The organism is Dietzia aerolata, from assembly GCF_014144865.1.
GTDB lineage: Bacteria > Actinomycetota > Actinomycetes > Mycobacteriales > Mycobacteriaceae > Dietzia > Dietzia aerolata.
This window is the reverse complement of sequence record NZ_JAALDM010000067.1, coordinates 1-23600: the sequence shown is the minus strand read 5'-3', so window position 1 is coordinate 23600 and position 23600 is coordinate 1. Positions and strand designations below refer to the sequence as shown.

Here is a 23600-nt window from a genome sequence, read left to right as displayed (position 1 = left end):
CGCCTGTCGCGGCCCAGGATCAATGGGTGGTGGCGACGAATCTCCGGCCGTGGTTCCCCGACCTCCGCTCCCCCGCTGCGGCACCATTGGGCCATGGTCAAGCCTTCCAACACCGTCGGCATCGCCAACGCCACCGGCCGCCCGTGGGATGAATGGGTCTCATTGCTGGACGCCGCGGGAGCTCGCGAGCTGGCCCACGCTGCGATTGCCAAACTGACGCTGGAGCACATGCCCGACTCGGTCGAGCGCGCCGAGTGGTGGGCCCAGGGCACAGCCATCGCCTATGAGCAGCACACCGGCGTGCGAGTTCCGGGACAGTCCTGCACCGGCGACTTCCAACTCTCCGCCTCGCGAACCATCGCAGGCGACAAGGACGCAGCGCTGGAAGCCTGGTTGACAGTGATCGCCGGGAGTGAGGAGTTCGGCGGTGTCCCCATCGACGCCGACGCCACCACGTCGAGCTCCGAGAAGTGGCGCTACTGGCGGGTCCCGATGGCCGACGGCACCCGGGTCGCGGTCAACATCAGCGACAGGCCGAACGGCAAGGCCTCGGTCGGGCTGACGCACACCAAGCTCGATTCGGCCGAGGCCATCGAGTTCTGGCGGCCCATCTGGAAACAACTACTCGCTCAGCTCTGACGCCCCAGCCCTGAGGGAACCAGGGAGATGCAGAGAGCGGCTTGTCCGGTCGACCGGCAGCAGCACGTCAGTTGAGATGCAGGCTGCGGAGTCGGTCCATGTACGACTCGATGCTGGCGCGACTCCTGTCGCCGGCCACTGTCACCGCGGGGACGGTCGTGGGGTCCAGCTTTGCGCCGAGTCGACCAAGTTCGAACATGAGCGGAACGGTCTGTATCCCGTCCTCCGTGAGCGAGTAGCGGCCAGCTCTTCCCCGTTCCACTTCCATCTTGGTCAAGAAGCCGGCCCTGACGAGGTCCGCTAGGCGTCGTGACAGGACGGGGGCGCTGATGCCCTCGGCGTTTCCGGTGAGCAGTTCGCGAAAGCCTCGACGGTCGTGCAGGGCGATATCCCGCAGAATGACCACACTCCAGCGGTCACCGAGCAGTTCGATCGACCGGCTGATCGGGCAGCTGGAGCGTGGCGTCTCGATCACCGTAAAGGCCTCCCCCATGGATGAGTGGTTGCCTTAGGTTACCACTCCACGTAGGTTCGACTGATAACACAGTGCAACCAGTTGGCGGAACGTGGCGACGGCCCCATCGCGAGCAGATGGAGGCCCACAAAGGAGTAGTAGTGAAGGCTTTTGCGGTCCGAAAGTATGGCGAGCCCGTGGTCCAGATCCAGGCTCCCGAGCCCGCGGTAGGCGCCGGTGACGTATTGGTGGAGATGGTCGCGGCGGGGGTGAACCAGACTGATGAGCGGCTGCGTTCGGGAGGGTTCAAGCAGATCCTCCCGTTTGACCTTCCGTTGATTCTGGGCAGTGACATAGCGGGCCGTGTCGTGGCGGTCGGCGAGAAGGTCAGTGGCTTCACTGCCGGAGACGAGGTGTTCGCCTTTCCCGGCATGGACCGGGTCGGGACGTTCGCCGACCGGGTCGCGGTCAATGCCGACAGCGTCGCCCGCATGCCCACGTCCCTTTCTTTTGCCGAAGCCGCATCGCTGCCGGTGGTGGCGTTGACCGCCTGGCAGATCCTGGCTGAGCGTGGCCGGATCGGCCCGGGCCACACCGTGCTCATCCACGGCGGTGCTGGCGGGGTCGGGTCGATAGCCATCCAGGTGGCCAAGCATCTGGGAGCCACCGTGGCGACCACGGCCAGCGCCTCCAGCGCCGACTTCGTGCGTGAACTCGGCGCCGATATCGTGATCGACTACCGCGATCAGGACTTCGAGCAGCTACTGGGTGATGTCGACCTCGTTCTGGACAATCAAGGCGGCCAGACCCTCATGAAGTCGCTGCGGGTCCTACGGCGCGGCGGCAAGGTGTTCGGCATCGCCGATCCACCTGACCCGGCGTTCGCCGACCGGATCGGTGCCAACCCGGTGGTGGCGCTGACGATCAGAGCGATGAGCAGCAAAGTCCGCCGACAAGCCCGCCGCCAGGGGGTGTCCTACGAGTTCTACTTCGTGCATCCCGACGGTGGGCAACTCCGGCAGATCGGCGAGCTGATCGATGACGGTGCCCTGCGGCCGATCGTGGACCGGGTGCTGCCTTTCGATCAGACCCCACACGCGCTGCAAGCGCTGACCGCTGGTGGGGTGCACGGGAAGATCGTGGTGAGCCGGCAATGACCCCCGCACCCGAGCTCCGCACCACCGAGGAGAGGCCGTCGTATGCGTCCACGCCCACTCGAACCGTCCAGGCGGGCGGCAAGGACTTCGCCTACCGGGAGCTAGGAACCGGGTCCGGGGTGCCTGTCGTGTTCTTCCATCACCTGGCAGCCACACTGGACAACTGGGACCCACGCGTCATCGACGCCCTCGCCCTCCGACATCGCGTGATCGCCTTTGACCAGCCCGGCGTGGGCGCATCCACGGGGACCGCGCAGAGAACTGTGCACGCCATGGCAGAGGACGCCCACGATTTCCTCCGCGCACTCGGGCTCGAGCAGGTCGACGTCGTCGGTTTCTCCCTCGGCGGCATGGTCGCCCAGGTCCTCGCGCTGACCCGCCCCACAGTGGTGCGCCGACTCGTCCTGGCCGGTACCGGCCCTGCCGGGGGTCGCGGAATCGATGCCGTCCCACAGGTGACCTACCGTGCCATGCTCCGCGGCGCGCTGGCCCGCACCGACCCCAAGGAATACCTGTTCTTCAACCGCGATGCCGCGGGAAGGCAGGCAGCCCGCGAGTTCACCACCCGCCTGAAGGAACGGACCACCGACCGCGACACACCGATCACGGTGACAGTATTCCGGGCCCAGCTCGCCGCCATCAAGGCCTGGAGCAGGGCCGCGCCGTCCGATCTCTCCCGTCTCACCCACCCCACCCTGGTGGTCAACGGTGACCACGACAAGATGGTGGCATCGATCCTGTCCGAGGACCTTCACCGGCGGGTGCCCGACAGTCGACTCGTGATCTACCCGAACTCCGGGCACGGCGCGATCTTCCAACACAACGACCAGTTCGCCCGCGAAGTACTCACACACCTCGCCAATCCGACGACCTCTCCCGGGAGGACTCCGTGACCGCCGACGCGCCTGGTCTGCCCAGCACGTACCGATCCACGCCGACGTCCGTGATCGATGTCGAGGGAACCCATTTCGCCTACCGTGAACTCGGCATACGCGGCGGCGTGCCCGTGGTGTTCCTCAACCACCTCACCGGGGTCCTCGACGACTGGGATCTACAAGTCATCGACGCGATCGCCGAGCATCATCACGTCATCACCTTCGACAACCGTGGCGTCGGCACCTCGCACGGCACCACGCCTGCCCGAGCAGAACAGATGGCTCACGATGCGGTCGACTTCATCCGCGCACTCGGCTACGACACCGTCGATCTGATCGGGTTCTCCCTCGGCGGCGGACTCGCCCAGATCATCGCACTCGAGCACCCGGGGCTCGTACGGCGTGCGGTATTCGCCGGAACAGGGCCACGCGGGGGCTACCTCATCGAGAAGGTCCCGACGCTGGTGTTCAGAACTCTCGCCAAAGCGATGATCCTGCGTAAGGACCCGAGGAACTGGCTCTTCTTCACCCGAACCGCGGACGGCAAACGCAGTGCCCGGCAGTTCTTGGCACGCCTGCAGGAACGCACCGAAGGCAGGGGCGAGCCGATCTCACTCTCTTCGCTGCTCGCCCAGCTCCGAGCGATCCGCCGCTGGGGGCTCCAGGAACCGGACGACCTGAGCCGACTGGACTTGCCCGTACTGGTCTCCAACGGCATCGACGACGTCATGGTCCCCACCACCAACTCTCTCGACATGGCCAGACGCATTCCGGGCGCGCAACTGCAGCTGTTCCCCGACGCCGGCCACGGCGGAATCTTCCAGTACCACCAGGAATTCTCCGCGCGAGTGCTCGACTTCCTCGCCTAATCACCGCTGTCGCCTGCACCACTCATCGAAGGAGGGCCCCCGTGGCCCCTAGAACCCTCGCCCGTGGCCAACTGCGACTACGGAACATTCCACTCCCCCAGGAAGGACACTGACAATGACCGAGCGCGAAACCACCATCCACTGGCGTGACCCCGCTGAGGGCCTCACCGCACTGCCCGAACTCGACGGCATCGACTTCATGACCAAGATGCGCGACGGGGAACTCCCCGGAGCGCCGATGGCCAGCCACCTCGGAATGACACTCACCGAGGTAGGCCCCGGCACCGTCACCTTCCAGTGCCACCCCGACGAATCCCACTACAACCCCATCGGCATGGTCCACGGCGGGCTCTGGTCGCCACCCTCCTCGACTCCGCCCTCGGATGCGCCACCCACACCACTCTCCCCGCCGGCACCGGCTACACCTCCATCGAGATCAAGGTGAACTTCCTGCGCCCGGTCACCTCCCAAAGCGGCCCCCTCACCTGCACCGGAACCGGCACCAAGACCGGACGACGAGTCGCCTTCGCCGAAGGAGAAGTGCTCGACAACCAGGACAAGGCAGTCGCCACCGCAACCGGAAGCCTGCTGATCTTCCCCCTGCCAACGACGTGAACAGCGAACCCGCGGTCTCTGTCGCGGAGCGTCCACCCGCCCCACTGCTGCCGCACACTCAGGAGATCCCCTCGCGATGACACGGCACGACACAGCCGCTGCGCACGATAGAACCGTCCCGGGCACCACCGCGCACCCCGGTCAGCGTTCCAGGCGCCGCGTCTTCTGGGCCTCGGCATCAGTACTGGCGCTGGCACTGTGGTCCAGCGGGGCGCCGAGCGTGCTCTACCCGATGTACGCCGACCTCTGGGGGCTCACACCTGCGGTCATCACCGCGGTGTTCGCCACGTATCAGCTCGCCATCATCATCGTTCTCCCCCTGTTCGGAGGCCTATCCGACCAACTCGGCAGACGCCGGGTCATGATCATCGGCCTCACCCTCATCGCCGGCTCCGCCGTCCTGTTCGCCCTCGCACCGAATGTCGGATTCTTGTTCGCCGGACGAGTGCTGCAGGGCGCAGGTACCGGACTGGCGATGGGGGCCGCGACCGCCTCGCTGGTGGAGAACAACGTCTCCGCCAATCCCCGGTTCGCCAGCACACTGGCCACCATCTCCACCGCCACCGGGCTCACCCTCGCCCTGGTACTCAGCGGCGTGTTTGCCCGATTCCTCCCCATGCCGATGTTCTGGAGCTACATCGTCCTCCTCGGCCTGACGATCTTCTCGGTCATCGCGCTCGCACTCTCACCCGACGACCGTCCCGCACACGCTCCGCGATGGCGACCCCAGCCACTGCGTCTGGTCCCCGGAGTACGACCGACCTTCGCGATCGCAACGCTCTCGGTGGCCCTCGCCTACTGCGTGGGCGCGATCATGCTCTCCCTCGGCGCGCACATGGTCCGCCAATTCACCCAAACAGAAGACGCGATGGTGACCGGTCTACTTCTGGGCTGTTCCTCCGCTGCGATCGGCCTCACAGCACTGTTCCTGTCGCGGCTGCCAGTGCAGGCGGCAGTAGTGATCGGCGCACTGCTCTCCGTGGGCAGCCTGACCCTCATGGTGCTGGCCGCCGCATCCGGGTCCATCAAACTCTTCTTCGCCTGGAGCCTGGTCGGTGGCATCGCGTACTCGTTCGCGTTCTCCGGCGGCCTGGGGGTCATGAACCGAACTGCTCCCGACGAGCATCGTGGTGCGATCCTGTCGCTGCTGTATCTCGTCGCGTATTTCCTACAAGGTGCAGTCGCGATCGGTGTCGGACTCCTTGCCACAACCAAATCTCTGAGTACCGCCGTAACCGCGTCCGCACTATTCCTCGGCTGCCTGTGCGTCGTCGTCCTGGTGCTCCTGATGATCGCCCGGCGAACACACAAGGCATTCCCCCGCCCGGCTGATTGCCCGTAGGGAGGGGCGTGCGGCCCGATGCACGGCCGCTCTCGCCGACCGTCGCAACCCAGTATCCGAATCAACCTGCCCGCCGAGACCTCAGCGGCGGCACAGTGCTAGCCCATTGCCGCCAATGGTGATCTATGCCACACTACTGGCACGGAGTGCCTCCGTATGTCGAATTCTCTGGCACTTAGTGCCACCTGGATGGAGCGATGGGCATGAACTTCAGAAGTCGGACCGACCACACAGCCGGGACACAACACGTTCGAAGATTCCGCCGCAATTTCAGTGCGGCGAGCTTGGCGGTGGGCCTCACAATCGTGACCGCTACGACAGCGGTCGCCGCGTCGGGGTCACTCGGCAGCCTCAGCGGCTCTATCGAAGACAGCGCTGCCCAGACCCTGCGAAAAACGACCCTCGGCGACATGACAGGGCTCGACCAATCCACAGAGTCGGGGACGTACTCGTGGCTCGGCATACCGTTTGCAGAGCCGCCGGTAGAGAACCTGCGATGGAAGGCCCCCGTCCCGCGCGCACCATGGTCTCAGCCCTTCGCGGCAACTGAATACGGGGAAGGCTGTGCGCAACCCGGCCGCACATTCAGCCCGGCACCCGAGGGCCCCGTATGGAACCTCAACGTGCGCGATGGCCTCGGCACACCCGTTGGTGACGAAGACTGCCTTACGCTGAACATTCACCGCCCGGCGACGGACAAAAAGGACCTACCAGTCCTCGTGTTTGTCCACGGAGGAAGCAACGTCGTCGGATTCTCGGGAGATCCGATGTACGACGGGCGTGCCCTCGCCGACAAGGCAGATGCGGTTGTCGTGACGGTCAACTACAGACTCGGAATCTTCGGCTGGCTCGATCAGTTGGGAACCGAATCCGGTGGCGGCTTATCCGACTCTGGAAACTACGGTCTTTTGGACCAGATCGAGGCCCTGCGTTTCGTCCAGGACAACGCCGCCGAGTTCGGCGGAAATGCTGACAATGTCACGATAATGGGAGAGTCTGCCGGCGCCGTCAATGTATGGGCGCTCATGGCCTCCCCCCTCTCGGAAGGTCTGTTCGACAAGGCGATCCCGATGAGCGGTGGACTCCAGACCACCAGCCCGCAGGCCGCAGAAACCTACGCCCGCGCCCTCGGAGAGGCCGCTGCAGAAGAGGCTGGGGTTGACGGCGCAGACGAAGGCCTGCGGTTGCTGAGAGATATGCCCGCCAACGACGTCATCGCACTTTCCCTACGTCATAAGCTCGACGCGACGCCTGCTGTGATCGTTGATGATGTCGTCATCCCCGCGGACCCGCATGCGGCACTCGCTGCTCGAGCGAAAGACATCCCGGTCCTCGCCGGCAACACGTTTGAAGAGGGAAAGCTGTTCGGCTCAGCAATCGCGGCGCATCCGCAAAGCGAATACGACCGATTCACGATGCAGTACGAATTCGACCCGAACCAGCCGTCACCGTACGCGGTGGAAGATTTCATCGCCTCGCAATACCTGCCGATCGATGGGCCGGGAGGCTGGAACGAGGCATCCGACGCACTCACCGAGCAGGTCTTCATGGGCATCGTGGAAGATTCGATGTCCACGTTGCAGCGCGCAGGCAATGACCGCCTCTACTACTACCAATTCGCCTGGAACAACCAACCGAAGCCGTTCGACGATGTCTATGGAGCAGTCCACGCCATCGACCTGCCGTTCATCTTCGGCAACTTTGGACGGAACGTGTTTTCTTACGCATTCAGTGAGGCGAACGAGCCCGGGCGGTTGGAATTGTCAGCGCAGATGATGACCGCTGTGCACAACTTCGTCCGTACAGGCAGCCCACAGACCGAATCCCTCGGCGTCGTGTGGCAGCAGTGGCCGGAGAGTGTGGTTCTGGATGCGAACGACACCCAGTCCGAAATTTCTACTGGACACTTCGAGTAGAGAGGCTCTGGGGCAGCGGGAGCTCATACAATCGAGCCCTGGTCCTTCAATGGCAATCGAGGTGTTCATGCCGGGGCAGTCTCGCGAATCGCGCGAAACGAAGTACCGCATCGCAGAGACCGCCATGGGCATGTTCCTCGATCAGGGCTACGACTCCGTCACGGTGGAGGCGGTCGCTGAAGCCTCGGAAGTATCGCGGCGCACTGTGTTCCGTCTTTACCGGAGCAAAGACGAGCTCCCGTTCCCAGACCATCCCGAGCGGCTCGCCCGCTTGGAGCAGCTCTTAGAATCAGCAGACCAGTCAGATGATCCCATCGAGGTCGTCATCGCCGCGACCGAGGATTCGCTCCGTGGTTTTCTTTCTCGGCCGCAGATCGTCCTAGCCCGGTACCAGCTGACTCGCGTCGTTCCTGAGCTAAGAGAGCGCGAAATTGTCGAGCATGAACGCTACATACGACTCACATCGGCTTTCCTTCGTAGCCGCTTGCCGCTGGATTCCCGGCCCTTTCAGGCTCCTGGACTAGCAGCACTTGTCGACGCTATGCACCGGACGGCTCTTGGCAATTGGGCTCGGAGCGGGGGAGAGTCCGACGCTATGTCCGAGATCTCCGAGGGGATGGCATGGGTGCGGAACCTGGTCGGTGCTATGCACTCTCCCCCAGCTCCTGACCGCTTGTTCGCTGTGTTGCCCGATACCCCGGCAACGCGGAAATCTCTGCGCGCACTCCGCGAACAATCCGCCGAACTTGAGTAGCACTGTTCCTCGGTTGTGATCGGCGAATCTGACAGCCCAGTGCCGGCCGTGGACTGACACACAAACAGACCCGGTCGGAGAACTTTCTCTCCGGCCGAGCCTGGTGCGTGCTCCAAGGGTCTATCTGGCCGCCAGTCCCCCGATGTACAGCCCGGTAACCCGTGCGGCCAGCCCCTCCACCTCGGCGAGAGGTTGATCGGGCCGGGTCCGGAACCACGAGTCGATCGAGTTGAGGCTGCTCAGCAGTGCCCGAGCGACCAGCTTGGGGTCCTCGGGCAGGAGGCTGCCGTCGGCCATGCCCTCCTCCACCACCTGGCGGAACATGACCTCGTAGCTCTCTCGGATCTTGTTGAGTTCCGCGAGCTGGTCGGTCTGCCGATCTTTGAGAGCCAGCGCCGACCGACGATGGATCCCCTGGTGAATGGTGTCGTGGTAACTCAGGTTGGTCATCAGGTTCACGGCGTGCGCGATGGACATCGCCGTCAGCCGGTCCCGAGCCGAACCAGGCCCATCCACATGTGGTTCCACGGCCTCCCGGACGAGCCGCATCCCGTACTCGTACACGGAGAGGTAGATGTCGAACTTCGACCGGAAGTAGTAGTAGACGCGACCTTTGGTGGCGCCGATTTTCCGGGCGATGTCGTCGATCGTCGTCCCGTTGAATCCCTGACTGTGAAAGACGTGGGCGGCGGCGTCGAGAATCGCGGTCCGCGCAGCATCGTGTGCGGCCTCATCCACTCCGAACGTCTCCGTCATATCGACCTCAGCATATCGGTCAACGGGGCCCACAGCGACGGCGCCAGCGAGTTCACCCGGTGCGCTGATCGCGCCTCGCCCAGGTTGGTCACAGCTCGAACAGGCCGGCCGCGCCCATCCCTCCGCCGACACACATCGTGACGACCGCATAGCGGGCCGACCGACGCCGCCCCTCCCTCAACACGTGCCCGACCATCCGGGCGCCACTCATGCCGTAAGGGTGCCCTATCGAGATGGCACCGCCGTTGACGTTGTACTTCTCCGGATCGATGCCCAGCTGATCGCGGCAGTACACGGCCTGGGAGGCGAACGCTTCGTTGAGTTCCCACAGGTCGATGTCGTCCACGCCCAGTCCGTGCTGGGCGAGCAACTTCGGGATCGCGTACACGGGGCCGATGCCCATCTCGCCGGGCTCGCAGCCCGCCACCGCCATCCCGCGGTATGTCCCGAGCGGCTCGAGACCACGACGCTGCGCCTCGGCTCGCTCCATCAGCACCACAGCGGCCGCGCCGTCGGACAGTTGCGAGGAGTTTCCCGCAGAGACGGTGGCGGCGTGCCCGTCCCGGTCCTGGAGGACCGACCGCAACCCCGCCAGGCCTGCCAGCGTGGTGGAGGGTCGATTGCCTTCGTCCCGGGCCAGGGTGAACTCCTCGGAGACCGGGCCGTCAGCGCCGGCCACCAGCTTCGTGCCCGAGAACGGCGCGATCTCGTCGTCGAACAACCCAGCCTCCTGGGCGGCTGCGGTGCGGAGCTGCGAGGTCAGGGCGTAGTGGTCCTGCGCCTCGCGGGTGACGCCGTACCGCTGGGCCACGTTCTCAGCGGTCTCCAACATCGAGACGTACACGTCGTGGCCGTGCTCGGTCAGCCACGGGTCCGCGGTGCGGTGGGTGTTGCGGTGCTCATTCTGCACCAGGCTGATCGACTCCACTCCGCCGCCCACGGCAACGCGCATGCCGTCCGCCACGATCTGCTTGGCCGCGGTGGCTATGGCCATCAGCCCGGACGCGCACTGCCTGTCCACGGACATCCCGGAGACAGTGACGGGAAGTCCCGCGCGGAGCGCCGCCTGCCGGGCCACGTTGTAGCCGGTGCTGCCCTCCTGCATGGCGCACCCGAGGATCACGTCCTCGATCTCGCCCGGATCGACCGCGGCGCGGGCCACCGCCTGGGCGATCGCATGCCCGGCCAGCGTCTGGCCCTGGGTGTCGTTGAACGCGCCCTTGTAGGCGCGACCAATCGGGGTGCGGGCGGTGGACACGATAACTGCTTCACGCATGAGTTCAGGCCTCCTCGGCGAACAGTGCGGCGGATGCGGTGGAGGTGAGCCCACCGTCGAGAGGGATCACGCTGCCGGTGATGTAGCAACTGGCGTCCGACAGCAGAAAGGTGACCAGACCGTCCATGTCTTCGGTCCGTCCGAGCCGCTTGAGCGGGTTGGAGCCGGTGATCTCGTCACCTCGCTCGTCGAGGACCCACTCCATCATCTTGGTGGGGAACGGTCCGGGCGCGATCGCGTTGACCAGAACCGAAGGAGCCAGGGTGGCCGCCATGTGCCGGGTCAGATGGTGGATCGCCGCCTTGGCCGCCGAATAGGAGTAGTTCTCGTAGTTCGGCACCAGCAAGCCGTCGATGGATCCGATGTTGATGATCCGCGCCGGGCCGCCATTGCTGCTGCCCTGCGCGGCGGCTTCGAGGAGCGGCCGGGCGGCTTTGGCCAACGTGAACGGCGTCTTGACGTTCACGCTGAGGACCTTGTCCCAGGCTGCGTCCGGGAAGTCGTCGAAGGTCGCTCCCCACGTCGCACCGGCGTTGTTGATCAGCCCGTGCAGTTGGTCGGTGTGCTCGGACACCTTCTCGATCAGCTCGCGGCAACCTGCTTCCGTGCCGATGTCCACGGCGAACGCGTGCACGCTGCCGAGTCCACCGAGCTCGCGCGCCGCCTGGCTCGCCGCGTCCTCTTTGCGGGTGGACAGGTAGACGGTCACGCCGCGTCGCAGCAGACTCTCGGCGATCATCCGTCCGATCCCGCGCGCGCCTCCGGTCACCAGGACGTGCCGGCCGGTGAGGTCAAAAAGGTCGGTGCTCATCGCGCTTCTCCTTCCAGTCGCTCCGCGCGTAGGGCGGAGCGTCGGATCTTGCCCGCGTCATCGCGCAGGGAATGGGACACGAGCTCAATGCTCCTGGGCACCTTCTGCCTGGAGAGTCGCTCGGTGAGGTACTCGCGGAGCTCGTCCTCTCTTACCAGCGAGCCGTCCCGGGGTTGGACGATCGCGTGGAGACGGTTGCCCATGTCCTCGTCGGGCAGCCCGATCACGGCGGTGGTCTGCACATCCGGGTGCTCGATCAGTGCCGCCTCGATCTCCGCCGGGTACACGTTCATCCCGCCGACGGTCACCATGTCGCCTCGACGGTCGTGGAGGTAGAGGTACCCGTCGGCGTCGAACCTGCCCATGTCGCCGAGCGAGGACCATCCGTCCAGCTCGTTGGGCTCGGCGCCGATGTAGCGGTACGTCGCCGGATTGCCCTGCGGCACGCGGGTGAAAATCTCGCCGGATGCCCCGGGCTCGGTCACCTCCGCGCCGTCACAGTCGACCAGGCGGATCTCGCCCCACGTCACCTTGCCCACCGAGCCGGGGTGCTCGAGCCACTCGTCCCCGCGGATCGTGCAGCCGGCCTCGGCCTCGGTTCCGGCGTAGAGCTCCCAGATCCGTTCGGCTCCCAGCCACTCGATCCAGTTGCGTTTGAGCCACGCCGGGCATGGTTCGGCGCAGTGCCAGAACGACTGCACCGAGGCCAGCGAGTACGACGCGCGGACGTCGGCGGGCAGGGCCCAGATGCGTCGCATCATCGTGGGCACCAGGTACACCCAGGTCGCGCCCACGGCGTCGATCTCGGCGAGGGTGCGTTCGGCGTCGAACCTGCGAAGCATGGTCACCGTGCCGCCGCCGAAGATGGCGCTCAGCGCCGTGGAGTAGGGGGCGTTGTGGTGCATGGGTGCGGTGATCAGGACCTGCTCGCCGGGGTTGATCCGCCAGAACGACGGGTCGAACGACGACGTCACGCCCGGCCTGCCCGAGAGGATGATCTTGGGCCGGCCGGTCGAACCGCCGGAGGTCGGTGCCTTCCACGACGTGGGGACGCGGGTCTCCTCCAGGTCCGCCTCCGACTGCCCCTCCGCGAGCGCCGCGAGGGTCACCGTGTCGGCCCTGCCACCTGGCACGCGGTCACGGGGCTCGCGCTCGTCCAGTTCGACGACGACGACGGGGTCGCCCAACTCGATGATCGCCTGCAGTTCCGAGGGGGTCATGGTGGGCGAGAGCACCTGGGGCGTGGCTCCGGCCTTATAGCAGGCAAAGGTCGCCACGATCAGGTCCGTGGAGTTGGGGATCAGCAGCGTGACGATCCTGCCGGGTTCCGCACCGCGCTCGATAAGTCCGCGGGCCACGGCACTACTGCGCTCGTGCAGCCCTCGCCAGGTCAGCGTAGTGCCGTCCGCGCGAGCGACCACGTCATTGCCCCTGTCCTTCGCGTAGTAACCCGGAATCGCGGCGAGCGGAAAACCTTCTTCCGGTGTGGGCGTTGTCGTCGTCGTCGTTGTCGTCGCTTTCGTTGTCATACCTTCGCCCCCTTCGCAGCCGAGGCGACCTGCACGTAGTGGCTCGTCTGCTCGAAGGCCGAAGTGTGCGAGCGCAGGCCGCCGAAGTCGTCGAGTTCCGCCCAGCGCGCGGCGATCTCTTCAGCCGATCGCGCCTCGTCAGGTAGGTGGATCGCCGGCCCCTCGACCATCTTCGAGAGGGCAAACACCCCGGCGCCCGCGCCCAGGATCACGCCGGTGGGCGCATCGTCAGAGACAAGAAAAACGGCACCCGGGGCGATGGTCCCAGGACCCAACTTCGCGGCCGCCTCGGCGTCCAGCAGCCCGTCCGTCATCTGCGTGGCAGCGGTGGGGGCGAGAGCGTTGACGCGGATCCCCTTGCGCTCCCCCTCGATCGCCAGCACGTTGGTCAATCCCACCAGCGCGGACTTGGCCGCGCCGTAGTTGGACTGGCCGAAGTTGCCGTAGATGCCCGACGCCGACGTGGTCATGAGGATGCGGCCGTAGCCCTGTTCCACCATGTGCGGCCACACGGCGTTGGTGCAGTGAACCGAGCCCATGAGGTGAACGTCCATTACCGCACGGAAGTCCGTGAGCTCCATCTTGGCGAAGCTCTTGTCGCGGAGGATCCCCGCGTTGTTTATCAGGATGTCGACCCGGCCCCACCGCTCGATGGTCGCCGTGACCATGTTCTCCACGGCCACCAAGTCGGTGATGTCGGTGCTGTCCGGCACCGCCGTACCGCCTGCGGACGTGATCTCGTCGACCACCGCCCGGGCTCCGGCGACACCGCCGACGTCGTTGATCACCACCTTGACGCCCCGCTCGGCCAGCGCGAGAGCGTGCGCGCGGCCCAAACCGCCACCCGCCCCGGTGACAATCGCGACTCGATCCTCGAAATTGAACATGCCTTCTCCGTTCTGAACAGCAATACTACCGAGTATGATGTGATGGGAGCCACGCAAAGTCAAGAACCCGGCCGCGGCCGGGACAGTGCACGAGCTTGAGGCCTTGACGACCGAGAATCGTGCGCTATAGTGTGGCGCGTCCCACAATTTAGTGGGAGATACTCGGTAGTATGGCTGTTCACAGGGCTACGCAGGTCTCTGTGGATCCAGCCACGGTTCACTCACCTCTCTCCGGCCAGCCCAACTCGGTGCGGCCACCCACCCATCCAGATTGGGGATCGGATAATGACAACAGTCCTGGCGATCGTGATCGTCTACTTCATCGCGATGTTCGCGATCGGCTACTGGGCCAACAGACGGGTGAAGAGTTCCAAGGACTTCCTCGTCGCAGGCCAGACGCTTGGCTTCTTCGTCATGGCCATCGCCTCCTTCTCGTCCATCCAGAGTGGCTTCGGGATGATCGGTCACACGTCCAACACCAACGCGTGGGGAATCCAGGCGATCATCGCGGCCGCACTCCTCGTCCCCCTGGCGTTTGCGCTGGCCTGGTTCCTCCTGGGTGCGCGCCTCTACAAGATCGCCCGGGCACACGACGTGCACTCAATCCCCGACATCATTCGCATCCGCTACAAGAGTCGCGGCGCCCACTTCGCCATGTCCGTAGCGATCTTCATCGGCTCGGTCGCCTACATGACCTCCCAGATCACCGCGATGGGCGTCATCATGGGCCTGATCTTCGACATCGAACTGGCTACCGGCGCGATGATCGGAGCCGGGATCGTCGCCGCTTACACGATCGCCGGCGGCATGTTGGCCGCAATCTGGACCGATCTCATCCAGGGCCTGCTCATGATCGGCATGTCGCTCATCGCGTTCTTCGTGGCGATCAACACCGTGGGCGGGTGGGGCAGCATGCTCAACACCATCGCGCAGAGCGACCCCGGCTTCCTGCAGATCAACGGAACGCAGAGCATGGGGTGGATCTTCGGATTCGTCTACCTCGCGATCCTCGGTGGCGCCGCCCAGCCGCAGCTGGCCACAAAGTTCCTCATGCTCCGCAATGCCAGCGAGCTGCGTTGGGGCGCACTCGTCGCAGCGATCGGCTACTCGATCACCGCACTGTTCGCCCTCGGAATCGGCCTCGCCACACGCGCTCTGACCGTCGAGGGCCGCGCTCCGGGATTCGACAACTACGACAACACAACCACGTGGTTCCTCGACAACATGACCAACACGACCTTCGCCGGTTTCGCCCTGGCCGGGTTGCTCGCCGCGATTATGTCCTCGGCCTCGAGCTTCATCACAATCGGCGCCTCCGCTCTCACCCGTGACCTGATGGGTTCGCTCGGCAAGGCCCTTCAGCGTGAGCTCCTCTGGTACCGGCTCGCCAGCGCCTTCGTGGTGGTGTGCTCGCTAGTGTTCGCCCTCTACCTGACCCAGGTCGTGTTCCTGCTCGGCGCGATCGGCTGGGCCGCGTTCGCCTCCGCAATCTTTGCCCCGGTCGTGATCGGCATCTTCTGGAAGCGAGCAACCGGCTTGGCCACCACGATTGCAGTGACCTTCGGCATCCTCGGAAACCTTGCGCTGACCATCCTGGCCCGCGAGGAACTCATCACCATCCCGGAGTACATGCAGGACGGCGCAACCATCATCTCGCTCTCCGTGGTGCTGTTCCTCATCATCTCGGTGCTGGTCCCCTCCAAGCAGGATCAAAAGCAGTTCGTCACGGCCTACACCCCCGAGCCCGGCCGGTCCGCGGACACCACCGAGCACACCGCCTCCCCGGCGACTCACTGACTCCGACGAGAAGAATCACGAGGTATCGACATGAAGCTCGACAAAACCGACGTCCTGGTGCTCGTCATCGGCATAGCGTCACTGGGGACCGCGCTCGGCTCCATCTTCGACATCTGGCACGCCGTCTATTACGCGATCCCGCTACTCACGGTCGCGTTCATGCTCATGGGCGCGCTCAACCTCGCCGGGGCGTGGCACCGGGCCAACCTGACACTCATCGGGGTCTTCTGCACCGCGCTGACGGCACTGTTCGTCGCAGCCCAGGTCACCCTCAACTCCGGCGGAATGCTGGGTGGACTACCCACAGCCACCGCGATCTTCGTCTACATGATTTGGCCGCTCACAGCGGTCGGCGCGCCTCTCGTGTACGCGGCGGTCCACCAGTCGTGGCTGATGAAGGACCTCACCGACGACACGGCTGTCGTGGCGGCCTGATCCCGTAGACGTCCGCGCGTCAGGCCGTCAAGGCAGGCGACCCGATCACACCCTGAACGCACGATTGCCCCACCGCAGCAGCGGTGGGGCAATCGTTGTTTCTGCGCCGACCCCACGACTGAGCCGCGCCGACCTCACGGCCGAGCCGCGCAGAGCTCTGATCCGGCCTCGCGTCCACCGGAAGGGATGTGCGAGATTCTCGATCAGAACACGAATCCTGTCGAGCGAATGGGACGACGGGGCAGCGCGGGGCCGAACAGCGCAGGCCGAACAGTCAGCGGCGGGCCGCCCGGCCGGAGCGACTAGTTCAGCCCTGCGTAGGAGTGCAGGCCGGAGACAACCATGTTGATGAAGAACAGGTTGAACACGTGCACCGAGAACGCGGCGATGTTGATCCAGGCCGCCCGCTTGGGACCCCAACCCGAGGTCGCGCGCGCATGCAGGTAGACGGCGTACAAGACCCAGGTGATGAAGCTGACGGTCTCCTTGGGGTCCCAGCCCCAGAACCGGCCCCATGCGGACTCGGCCCACACGGCGCCGAGCAGGATGCCCACGCCGAAGATCGGAAAACCCACCACCGTGATCCGGTACGCGAGTCGGTCGAGGGTCTCGGCCGCGGGCAGCGGACGGGCGAGCCACGCGCCCCAGCCGGACTCGTGACCCTGCGGCTGCCACACGCGGATGAGGTACATGATCGACACCACGCCGGCCACCAGCAGGATGCCCGCGCCGAGGGTGATGATCGAGACGTGGATCGGCAGCCAGAACGAGCGCAGTGCCGGCACCACCGGGGCGGCCTCGGAGTACAGGTGCGTGCCGCCGAAGAACATCAGGACGAGGACCGGCAGCAGCACGTACGGCCACGCCGTCTGCAGTGCGGGCTTGCGCAGGAACACCAGGCCGGCGCCCACCGCGAGCACCGTGGTGCCCAGGATGTACTCGTACATGTTGCCCAGCGGGAACCGGTCGGTGGCGAGTCCGCGGAGCACCCAGGTGGCCACCGCGAACAGGAATCCGATCACCACGAACAAGTGCGCGATCTTCGCCCACCGCGTGTTCCCGGCGGACGCGCGGTCCTCGTCGCCGGTGTCGGTGATCGAGGTAGATTCGGTCAGCCCGGTACCCCCGGCGGTGACGAGTTCCTTCTGTGTGAACTTGGCCGCGCGGAATCCGCCGTAATAGATCATGGACGCCAGCAGCGCCAACACATAGATGGCGAACGAGGTCCGAAACGCCATGTCTGAGTAGTTGGACAGGGTCTCGTTGACAGGCAGGGCCTGCGCGAGAATCACGGTGTTCACCTGGTGTCGTCCTTCCGCACGTCGTCGCCGGCCGCGCCGGGACTGGTTGAAGTGTGTCCCGAATCCGCCTCATCAGGCAAGACGGGTGTGACGGTCGATTCGGCTACCAGCCGGTCCCGGAGCCTGTCGAACTCCGCGCCCCAGCCCGATCGGTCGGTGCGGGCCAGGCCTCCCAGGTCGACGCGGGTCACGTTGTCGTCGTCGACACTCACCCGGGCCCAGATCCGGCGGCGCGGCACCATCAGGCTCAACACCAGCCCGCCCATCATCACCGCGGCGGACACTCCCACCCAGATCTGCGTGGGGTCCTCGGAGACCTGGATGTTGATGAACTCCTCGGCGCCGTCGAAGCGGACCTCGGTGCCGTCGGCGAGGGTCGTGGATTCGCCCGGGCGCAGGTTGACGCGCGCCTCACGGTTGAGCAGCCCCGACTCGATGAGGTCGGGCTCGAGCGCGAAGACCGACTGCGGGCGCCCGGTGTCGAGACCGGCGTCGCCGCGGTAGACGTCGACCGCCACGGCCGGGTCATCCATGCGCGGGAACCGCGAGCTGAGCAGGGTGCCGTCGAACTGCGCGGTCGGCGCGAAGAGCCCCTGGATCGCTATCTGCTGCTCACGCCGCTCGAGAAGGTCCGGGTACATGCCGGCCGGCGGGTCGAAGCGCATGATCCCCGAAGACAGGAAGGTCTGCAGTTCGGTGGGCTGCCAGTGCTGGGTGTCGGTGCGGGTCTCACCGTTGGGGTAGGTCACGGTGAACGTGGGCGCGAAGCCGTGTCCCTGCAGGTAGACGCGGGTGGAGCCGATGCGCAACGGGTGGTTGACCCGCATCTCGTAGTGCTCCCAGGTGTCCGGGTCGGTGGTGGCGACCTCCTCGGTGTACCGCACGTTGGAGGTGAACATCTCGGCCTGGCCGTTGGGCAGGTAGTCGGCGCGGAAGTCCTCGATCTTGATGCAGAACTGCTCGAGATCGGTGCCGTCGACCAGCAGCCCGGCGCGGAACGAGTCGTACGCGCTCGGCGTGGTGTTGCAGAACGCCGGCGACTCCTCGTTGGCGATCACCACCCGCATCCCCTCGGCGTACACGAACTTGCCGGCCGCGAACATGATGAGCAGCGCCAGCAGCCCGAAGTGGAAGACGATGTTGCCGACCTCGCGGATGTACCCCCGCTCCGACGAGAGCTCGATCGTGTCGGCCACCCGGCCGTCGCCGTCGTTGCGCCGCACCCGCCAGCCGCGCAGGGCCTTCTGCACCTGGCCGGCGGCCTGCTCCGGTGTGGCGGTGGTCCGGTACGCGGCGTGGTGCGGCATCCGGCTGAGGTTGCGGGGCGCGAGCGGCGGCGGGGTGCGCAGCTGCTTGACCAGGTCTATCGAGCGCGGGGTGAGGCAGCCGACAAGCGAGATGAACAGCAGCACGTAGATGGCGGTAAACCACCAGCTGCTGAACACGTCGAACAGCTGCAGCTTGTCGTAGAACTCCCCGAGCCAGCCGTGTTCGGCGATGTACTCGTTGACGTTGCCCTCGTTGAGGCTGCGCTGCGGCAGGAGGGCGCCGGGCACGGCGGCAACAGCCAGCAGGAACAGCAGGATGAGGGCCGTGCGCATCGCCGTGAGGGTGCGCCATGTGTTGCGGAAAACGGCGGTGACGGCGGCGGTTCTGGGCATGGGGTCCATCTGCGGGTCGCGGTGCGTCGGGTCCGCCGTGGGCACCCGCGGGCGCCCCGGCAATACTCGACGCCGGTCGGTCCCAGGTTAGTCGGGCCAACCTGAGCGAAACCTGGCAGGGTAGCGCACCGCGCGTCGGATGTGTCGCCCGTCTCCCGCCCGTCCCCCGCCGGGGCTGCCGGGTCCCGCACGCCGGGGTCATGGTGGGGTCGCTCGGCCGGATCGTCACCCTCGGCCGGTGGCGGCGCGGAGATTTTTTACGACGACGACGAAGACACCACCCTCACTCCCCGTGTCACCATCTGCCGGGGACCCCGACTTGGGCCTCTGATCGTTGGTCCGCTATCGTTTCTTCTCGCACGATCAAGGGCTCCTTGAAGCCCGACGTTGATGCGGATGTGGCGCAGCTGGTAGCGCATCACCTTGCCAAGGTGAGGGTCGCGAGTTCGAATCTCGTCATCCGCTCGCAGGAGATGTCCCGGACCATCGGTTACCGACTGGTCCGGGACATCTGTCGTTTGGTCGCCCCCAGAGCCCCCCGCGCCCCCGCGCCCCCGCGTCAGATGGGCAGCGTGGTGTCGGAGATCGCGAAGTCGCGCAGCCAGTAGACGAACTCCGACCACAGGCCGGTGAGCAACGCCAGGCCCACGAGGATGAGCAGCACGCCGCCGAAGATCTGGATGCGGCGGGTGTTGCGCTGCAGCCAGCCGACGGTGCGCATGGCCCAGGTCGAGCCGAACGCCACCACCACGAACGGCAGGCCCAGTCCGAGGCAGTAGGCCACGATGAGCAGCACTCCGCGTGCCGCGTCGACGCCGGTTCCGGCGGCCACGGACAGTGCGGCGGCCAGGGTCGGGCCGAGACACGGGGTCCAGCCGAGGGCGAAGACGGCGCCGAGCATCGGTGCCCCGAGCCACGTGGACAGGGCCTTGGGCTGCATGCGGGTGTCGCGCTGCAGGGTGGGCACGAGGCCGATGAAGACCAGGCCCATGACGATGGTCACCACACCGCCGAGCCGCTGTAGGAGCGCCTCCTGGGGTGCCAGGTATTGCACGGTGCCGAGCACCATGGCGCTGAGCAGCACGAACACCACGGTGAAGCCGGCTACGAACAGTAGTGACGCCCCCACGACGCGAAGCCTCGAGGCGCGCCTGGTGCGGCGTTCCTCCAGGGTCAGCGTGGCGGTGGCGGCCCGCTGCTTCTCGGCGGCGGCCGCGGTGGCGGGGGGTCGTTCGGCGCCCACGACGCTGGCGAGGTAGGCCAGGTAGCCGGGCACGAGCGGGATCACGCAGGGCGAGGCGAACGACACGAGTCCGGCCAACAGGCACGCGCCGAGTGCCAGCAGGATCGGGCCACTGGCCACGGTCTGCTGGAAGGTCTCCCCGATCCCCTGCGCGAGGACGATCACCTCGGGATTCACACCGGCTCGCCCCCCTCGGCGAGGAGCTTCTCGATGGTGTCGGTGAGCTTGTCGTCGGTGATCTCGACGAGGAACACCGCCGCCACGCGGTGCTGCTTGTCGAGGATCAGGGTCGTGGGCACGACCGAGGTCGGGAATCCGCGCAGTGCGCCGACGGCGGCGTTGGAGGGGTCCCAGATCGACGGGTAGGTGACGTTGTTGTCGGTCACGAAGTCGACCGGCTTCTGCCGGTTGGGGTCACGCAGGTTGATGCCGAACACGGTGGCACCCTGCGGGCCGTACTCGTCCTGGATGCGCTGCAGGTCGTCGACCTCGGCCCGGCACGGTCCGCACCACTGGCCCCAGGTGTTGAGTACCACGACCTCGCCCGCGTGGTCTTCCTGCAGGTTGAGGGTGGTGTCGGGGTCGAGCAGGTCGGGGCCGACGATGTCGGCGATCGGCTTCCGCTCGGCCGGCGGGTCGTAGTAGATCTCGACCTGCCCGTCCGGGCTGATGAACTCGAACGTCTCGGGGCCGGCGATCACGGCGTCGTCGCCGGTCGCGCAGGCCCCGGTCGTCAGGACTGCCGCCATCAGCAGCGCGCCGAGCGCGATTCGGGTCGTACGCATTGTGGTGGTTCAGGCTCCGGTCTGTGACGGGTCGGATGCACCCGCCGGCTCCGAGTAGACGATGTCGCGCAGTGTGGTGCCCTCGAACACCAACGAGGTGATCGAGGCCAGCGAGCACTGCCGCTTCCGCGGATCGTGCCACAGCCGACGCCCTTCGAGAAAACGTCGGGTGGTGTAGACGGGCAGCTGGTGGCTGACGAGGACGGCCTCGTGCCCGCGCGCCACGTCGAGCGTCGAGTAGACGGCGCCGATCATGCGGTGCGCGATCTGCAGGTACGGCTCGCCCCACGAGGGTCGCAGCGGGTTGAGCAGGATGGGCCAGTACTGGGGGTCGCGCAGTGCGCCGCCGGGGCCACCGACCTTGTTGCCCTCGAACCGGTTGTCGGCCTCGATGATGTCCTCGTCGATCCCCACGGGCAGCCCGAGCCGTTCGGCGAGCGGGGCGGCCGTCTCCTGCGCGCGCTGCAGCGGCGACGCCACGATCGACACGATGTCGTGCCCCGAGCCGAGCACCCGACCGACGGTCTCCGCCTGACTCCGCCCCAGCTCGGACAGCCGGAACCCGGGCAGCCGCCCGTACAGGACGCCCTCGGGATTATGGACCTCGCCGTGCCGGACCAGGTGGACGATCGTCTGGGCCTCGGTGCCTCGCGCTGAGGAGTCACGAGAAGTCGACGACGACGAGGCCGGCTCCCCCGGCGCCGCGATCGTCCCGGGCTCGGCGCCATACGCCTCTGATCCCTCGGCCGGTGACGTCACGTGGCCCTGACCCGCGTCGGCCGCGGAGCCGGGTCCGCCCAGCGACGGCGGCGCCTCGGCGGGGGCGGGATGGTCTCCCCGCAGCGGGATCGGCAGTGAGGTGGGTCCGGTGGCCGGGACGGCGAGTTTGCCGCGCAGGCCGCGCTGGTTACTGCTCATCGGGCGTCCTCCGGGGCGGTGGCGGCTGCGGCGGCCTCGGCGGCGACGGGCAGCGCCTCGGCGATGTGCTGGAAGTCGTCGTCAGTGAGTGCGGTGGAGACGAACCAGGTCTCGAACGCGCTCGGCGGGGCATAGATTCCGCGGTCGAGCAGGGTGTTGAAGAACGGCGCGTACCGGAACGACTCGGCGGCCTTGGCTCCCGCGTAGTCGGTCACCTGGGCCTCGGTGAAGAAGGTGCTGAGCATGGTGCCGGCCCGCTGGACGGTGTGGGCGACCCCCGCGGCCTGCAGGGCATTGGTGATGAGCGCTTCGAGCCGGTCGGCGTTGGTCTGCAGCGTGTAGTAGCAGGAGTGATCCGCCAGGCGCAGCGAGGTGAGGCCGGCGGCCACCGCGACGGGATTCCCGGACAGGGTTCCGGCCTGGTAGACGGGGCCGGCGGGGGCGAGGTGACTCATCACGTCGGCGCGGCCACCGAAGGCGGCGGCCGGCAGTCCGCCGGACATGACCTTGCCGAAGGTGGTCAGGTCGCCGGCGACGCCGTCGATCCCCCACCATCCGCGGTCGCCGGCGCGGAAGCCGGTCATGACCTCGTCCATGATGAGCAGTGCGCCATTGTCCGAGCACAGACTGCGCAGTTCCTCGTTGAAGCCGGGCAATGGCGGGACGGTGCCCATGTTGCCGGCGGCGGCCTCGGTGATGACGCACGCGATCTGGTCGCCATGGGTGGCGAAGGCGAGGCGTACCGCGTCGAAGTCGTTGTACGGCAGCACGATCGTGTCGTGCGCGCTCGCCCCGGTGACGCCGGGCGAGTCCGGCAGGGAGAACGTCGCCACGCCCGAGCCGGCGTCGGCCAGGAGTGCGTCGACGTGCCCGTGGTAGCAGCCCGAGAACTTGATGATCTTGCTCCGGCCGGTGAACCCGCGGGCCAGGCGCACCGCGCTCATGGTGGCCTCGGTGCCGGAGTTGACCAGACGGACCTCCTCGACGGAGGTGCGGGAGATGATCTCGCGCGCCAGGTCGACCTCGCCCTCGGTGGGGGTGCCGAAGCTCAGGCCGCGGGAGGCCGCGTCGCGGACCGCGTCGACGATCTCGGGGTGGGCGTGGCCGTGGATCATCGGCCCCCACGAGCACACCAGGTCGATGTAGGTGTTGCCGTCCACATCCGTCATGCGAGAACCCCGCGCTTCACGGATGAAACGCGGGGTTCCGCCGACGGAGTTGAAGGCGCGGACCGGGGAGTTGACCCCACCGGGGATCAGCTCGCGGGCCTCGGCGAAGATCTCGGCCGATCGCGTGGTGCCGGACAGGCCGGTCGGGGTCGGGAAGGCATCACTCGAAGTCGTCACGACTCCAGTGTTCCAGAGACGTCCGACATCCACCCCCTCACGGTGTGGGCCTCCGCCGGTCCCCGACCCGACACGGGCGTTTGTCCTACTGCGCGGCCGGCGGGGCCAGCAGCGACTTCGCGGCGGCGTCGATCTGACCGGCCACGCCCTGCAGCGCCTGCTGTGCCTGGTCGTGCACCTGCTGCGGGGTGGGCAACGGGGCCGGAGCCGGCAGGACCGGGGCCGGAGCCGCCG

23 protein-coding genes and 1 tRNA gene are annotated in these 23600 nt (G+C 66.6%); 12 read left to right on the top strand and 12 right to left on the bottom strand.

Annotation, left to right across the window (positions count from 1 at the left end):
- Nucleotides 1–93 precede the first annotated feature (93 nt).
- Complete coding sequence (locus G6016_RS05210; protein WP_182631630.1) at nt 94–639, top strand: hypothetical protein; 546 nt, start codon at nt 94–96, stop codon at nt 637–639.
- Between the two features lie 67 nt (nt 640–706).
- Here the strand turns inward: G6016_RS05210 and G6016_RS05205 are convergent, their stop codons facing one another.
- The gene (locus tag G6016_RS05205) at nt 707–1132 is read right to left on the bottom strand and encodes a winged helix-turn-helix transcriptional regulator (RefSeq protein WP_187354334.1); all 426 of its coding nucleotides are present in this window, start codon (nt 1130–1132) and stop codon (nt 707–709) included.
- A gap of 122 nt (nt 1133–1254) precedes the next feature.
- Between G6016_RS05205 and G6016_RS05200 the strand changes: the two genes are divergently transcribed.
- The 8 genes from G6016_RS05200 (at nt 1255) to G6016_RS05170 (ending at nt 8621) form a co-directional block, all read left to right on the top strand.
- Nucleotides 1255–2250, top strand: a complete 996-nt coding sequence (locus G6016_RS05200) for a zinc-binding dehydrogenase (RefSeq protein ID WP_182631629.1) — start codon at nt 1255–1257, stop codon at nt 2248–2250.
- Nucleotides 2247–3143: an alpha/beta fold hydrolase gene (locus G6016_RS05195; RefSeq protein ID WP_182631628.1), complete on the top strand. Its 897-nt coding sequence runs from the start codon at nt 2247–2249 to the stop codon at nt 3141–3143. Before G6016_RS05200 ends, G6016_RS05195 begins: the two co-directional genes overlap by 4 nt.
- A complete protein-coding gene (locus tag G6016_RS05190) occupies nt 3140–3994 on the top strand; it encodes an alpha/beta fold hydrolase (protein ID WP_338403522.1) in 855 nt (284 codons plus the stop codon). Before G6016_RS05195 ends, G6016_RS05190 begins: the two co-directional genes overlap by 4 nt.
- Nucleotides 3995–4109: 115 nt before the next feature.
- Nucleotides 4110–4439, top strand: a complete 330-nt coding sequence (locus G6016_RS17160) for a PaaI family thioesterase (RefSeq protein ID WP_241729785.1) — start codon at nt 4110–4112, stop codon at nt 4437–4439.
- Nucleotides 4346–4609 carry a PaaI family thioesterase gene (locus G6016_RS16960; protein WP_241729781.1) on the top strand — a complete coding sequence of 88 codons (264 nt, stop codon included), beginning with the start codon at nt 4346–4348 and terminating at the stop codon, nt 4607–4609. Before G6016_RS17160 ends, G6016_RS16960 begins: the two co-directional genes overlap by 94 nt.
- Before the next feature lie 76 nt (nt 4610–4685).
- A complete protein-coding gene (locus G6016_RS05180; RefSeq protein ID WP_182631627.1) occupies nt 4686–5951 on the top strand; it encodes an MFS transporter in 1266 nt (421 codons plus the stop codon).
- Between the two features lie 305 nt (nt 5952–6256).
- Complete coding sequence (locus G6016_RS05175; protein WP_206682285.1) at nt 6257–7867, top strand: carboxylesterase family protein; 1611 nt, start codon at nt 6257–6259, stop codon at nt 7865–7867.
- 49 nt (nt 7868–7916) lie between these two features.
- On the top strand, nt 7917–8621 hold the full coding sequence (locus G6016_RS05170; protein ID WP_182631625.1) for a TetR/AcrR family transcriptional regulator: 705 nt from the start codon (nt 7917–7919) through the stop codon (nt 8619–8621).
- 120 nt (nt 8622–8741) lie between these two features.
- On the opposite strand, the gene G6016_RS05165 is transcribed toward G6016_RS05170, so the two are convergent.
- From G6016_RS05165 to G6016_RS05145, 5 genes are all read right to left on the bottom strand, one after another.
- Complete coding sequence (locus G6016_RS05165) at nt 8742–9377, bottom strand: TetR/AcrR family transcriptional regulator (RefSeq protein ID WP_182631624.1); 636 nt, start codon at nt 9375–9377, stop codon at nt 8742–8744.
- 88 nt (nt 9378–9465) lie between these two features.
- On the bottom strand, nt 9466–10653 hold the full coding sequence (locus G6016_RS05160; RefSeq protein ID WP_182631623.1) for an acetyl-CoA C-acyltransferase: 1188 nt from the start codon (nt 10651–10653) through the stop codon (nt 9466–9468).
- A 4-nt stretch (nt 10654–10657) separates the two neighbouring features.
- Nucleotides 10658–11464: an SDR family oxidoreductase gene (locus tag G6016_RS05155; RefSeq protein ID WP_182631622.1), complete on the bottom strand. Its 807-nt coding sequence runs from the start codon at nt 11462–11464 to the stop codon at nt 10658–10660.
- On the bottom strand, nt 11461–12993 hold the full coding sequence (locus tag G6016_RS05150) for an AMP-binding protein (protein ID WP_182631621.1): 1533 nt from the start codon (nt 12991–12993) through the stop codon (nt 11461–11463). Before G6016_RS05150 ends, G6016_RS05155 begins: the two co-directional genes overlap by 4 nt.
- Entirely contained in the window at nt 12990–13880 is an 891-nt protein-coding gene (locus G6016_RS05145; protein WP_182631620.1) for an SDR family NAD(P)-dependent oxidoreductase, read from the bottom strand. Before G6016_RS05145 ends, G6016_RS05150 begins: the two co-directional genes overlap by 4 nt.
- A 285-nt stretch (nt 13881–14165) precedes the next feature.
- Here G6016_RS05145 and G6016_RS05140 point away from each other — a divergent pair, with 285 nt between their 5' ends.
- Entirely contained in the window at nt 14166–15677 is a 1512-nt protein-coding gene (locus tag G6016_RS05140) for a sodium:solute symporter family transporter (RefSeq protein ID WP_182631619.1), read from the top strand.
- A 30-nt stretch (nt 15678–15707) separates the two neighbouring features.
- Nucleotides 15708–16112 (top strand): hypothetical protein, encoded by a 405-nt coding sequence (locus G6016_RS05135; protein ID WP_182631618.1) that lies wholly within the window; start codon nt 15708–15710, stop codon nt 16110–16112.
- Between the two features lie 302 nt (nt 16113–16414).
- Here the strand turns inward: G6016_RS05135 and ccsB are convergent, their stop codons facing one another.
- Both ccsB and resB read right to left on the bottom strand, forming a co-directional pair.
- The gene (ccsB, locus tag G6016_RS05130; protein ID WP_338403521.1) at nt 16415–17413 is read right to left on the bottom strand and encodes a c-type cytochrome biogenesis protein CcsB; all 999 of its coding nucleotides are present in this window, start codon (nt 17411–17413) and stop codon (nt 16415–16417) included.
- Nucleotides 17410–19074, bottom strand: coding sequence for a cytochrome c biogenesis protein ResB (gene resB / locus G6016_RS05125; protein WP_241729776.1), 1665 nt, complete (start codon nt 19072–19074; stop codon nt 17410–17412). Before resB ends, ccsB begins: the two co-directional genes overlap by 4 nt.
- 392 nt (nt 19075–19466) lie before the next feature.
- On the opposite strand from resB, the gene G6016_RS05120 reads away from it, so the two are divergent.
- Nucleotides 19467–19539, top strand: a tRNA-Gly gene (locus G6016_RS05120).
- A gap of 94 nt (nt 19540–19633) precedes the next feature.
- On the opposite strand, the gene G6016_RS05115 is transcribed toward G6016_RS05120, so the two are convergent.
- From G6016_RS05115 to hemL, 4 genes are read right to left on the bottom strand one after another with little or no spacing between them, the layout of a single operon-like run.
- On the bottom strand, nt 19634–20494 hold the full coding sequence (locus G6016_RS05115) for a cytochrome c biogenesis protein CcdA (RefSeq protein WP_182631617.1): 861 nt from the start codon (nt 20492–20494) through the stop codon (nt 19634–19636).
- Nucleotides 20491–21102 (bottom strand): TlpA family protein disulfide reductase, encoded by a 612-nt coding sequence (locus G6016_RS05110; protein WP_182631616.1) that lies wholly within the window; start codon nt 21100–21102, stop codon nt 20491–20493. Before G6016_RS05110 ends, G6016_RS05115 begins: the two co-directional genes overlap by 4 nt.
- 9 nt (nt 21103–21111) lie before the next feature.
- Entirely contained in the window at nt 21112–22020 is a 909-nt protein-coding gene (locus G6016_RS05105) for a histidine phosphatase family protein (RefSeq protein WP_241729775.1), read from the bottom strand.
- On the bottom strand, nt 22017–23327 hold the full coding sequence (hemL, locus tag G6016_RS05100) for a glutamate-1-semialdehyde 2,1-aminomutase (RefSeq protein ID WP_182631647.1): 1311 nt from the start codon (nt 23325–23327) through the stop codon (nt 22017–22019). Before hemL ends, G6016_RS05105 begins: the two co-directional genes overlap by 4 nt.
- Nucleotides 23328–23600 lie beyond the last annotated feature (273 nt).

What these genes read in the sequence shown, in the direction of transcription:
- G6016_RS05160 (WP_182631623.1), bottom strand. Translation starts at nt 10,653, where the DNA reads ATGCGTGAAGCAGTTATCGTGTCCACCGCCCGCACCCCGATTGGTCGC.
- G6016_RS05170 (WP_182631625.1), top strand. Translation starts at nt 7,917, where the DNA reads ATGGCAATCGAGGTGTTCATGCCGGGGCAGTCTCGCGAATCGCGCGAA.
- G6016_RS05150 (WP_182631621.1), bottom strand. Translation starts at nt 12,993, where the DNA reads ATGACAACGAAAGCGACGACAACGACGACGACGACAACGCCCACACCG.
- G6016_RS05110 (WP_182631616.1), bottom strand. Translation starts at nt 21,102, where the DNA reads ATGCGTACGACCCGAATCGCGCTCGGCGCGCTGCTGATGGCGGCAGTC.
- G6016_RS05210 (WP_182631630.1), top strand. Translation starts at nt 94, where the DNA reads ATGGTCAAGCCTTCCAACACCGTCGGCATCGCCAACGCCACCGGCCGC.
- G6016_RS05205 (WP_187354334.1), bottom strand. Translation starts at nt 1,132, where the DNA reads ATGGGGGAGGCCTTTACGGTGATCGAGACGCCACGCTCCAGCTGCCCG.
- G6016_RS05140 (WP_182631619.1), top strand. Translation starts at nt 14,166, where the DNA reads ATGACAACAGTCCTGGCGATCGTGATCGTCTACTTCATCGCGATGTTC.
- G6016_RS05145 (WP_182631620.1), bottom strand. Translation starts at nt 13,880, where the DNA reads ATGTTCAATTTCGAGGATCGAGTCGCGATTGTCACCGGGGCGGGTGGC.
- G6016_RS05180 (WP_182631627.1), top strand. Translation starts at nt 4,686, where the DNA reads ATGACACGGCACGACACAGCCGCTGCGCACGATAGAACCGTCCCGGGC.
- G6016_RS05155 (WP_182631622.1), bottom strand. Translation starts at nt 11,464, where the DNA reads ATGAGCACCGACCTTTTTGACCTCACCGGCCGGCACGTCCTGGTGACC.
- G6016_RS17160 (WP_241729785.1), top strand. Translation starts at nt 4,110, where the DNA reads ATGACCGAGCGCGAAACCACCATCCACTGGCGTGACCCCGCTGAGGGC.
- resB (WP_241729776.1), bottom strand. Translation starts at nt 19,074, where the DNA reads ATGCCCAGAACCGCCGCCGTCACCGCCGTTTTCCGCAACACATGGCGC.
- G6016_RS05105 (WP_241729775.1), bottom strand. Translation starts at nt 22,020, where the DNA reads ATGAGCAGTAACCAGCGCGGCCTGCGCGGCAAACTCGCCGTCCCGGCC.
- G6016_RS05195 (WP_182631628.1), top strand. Translation starts at nt 2,247, where the DNA reads ATGACCCCCGCACCCGAGCTCCGCACCACCGAGGAGAGGCCGTCGTAT.
- G6016_RS05135 (WP_182631618.1), top strand. Translation starts at nt 15,708, where the DNA reads ATGAAGCTCGACAAAACCGACGTCCTGGTGCTCGTCATCGGCATAGCG.
- G6016_RS05165 (WP_182631624.1), bottom strand. Translation starts at nt 9,377, where the DNA reads ATGACGGAGACGTTCGGAGTGGATGAGGCCGCACACGATGCTGCGCGG.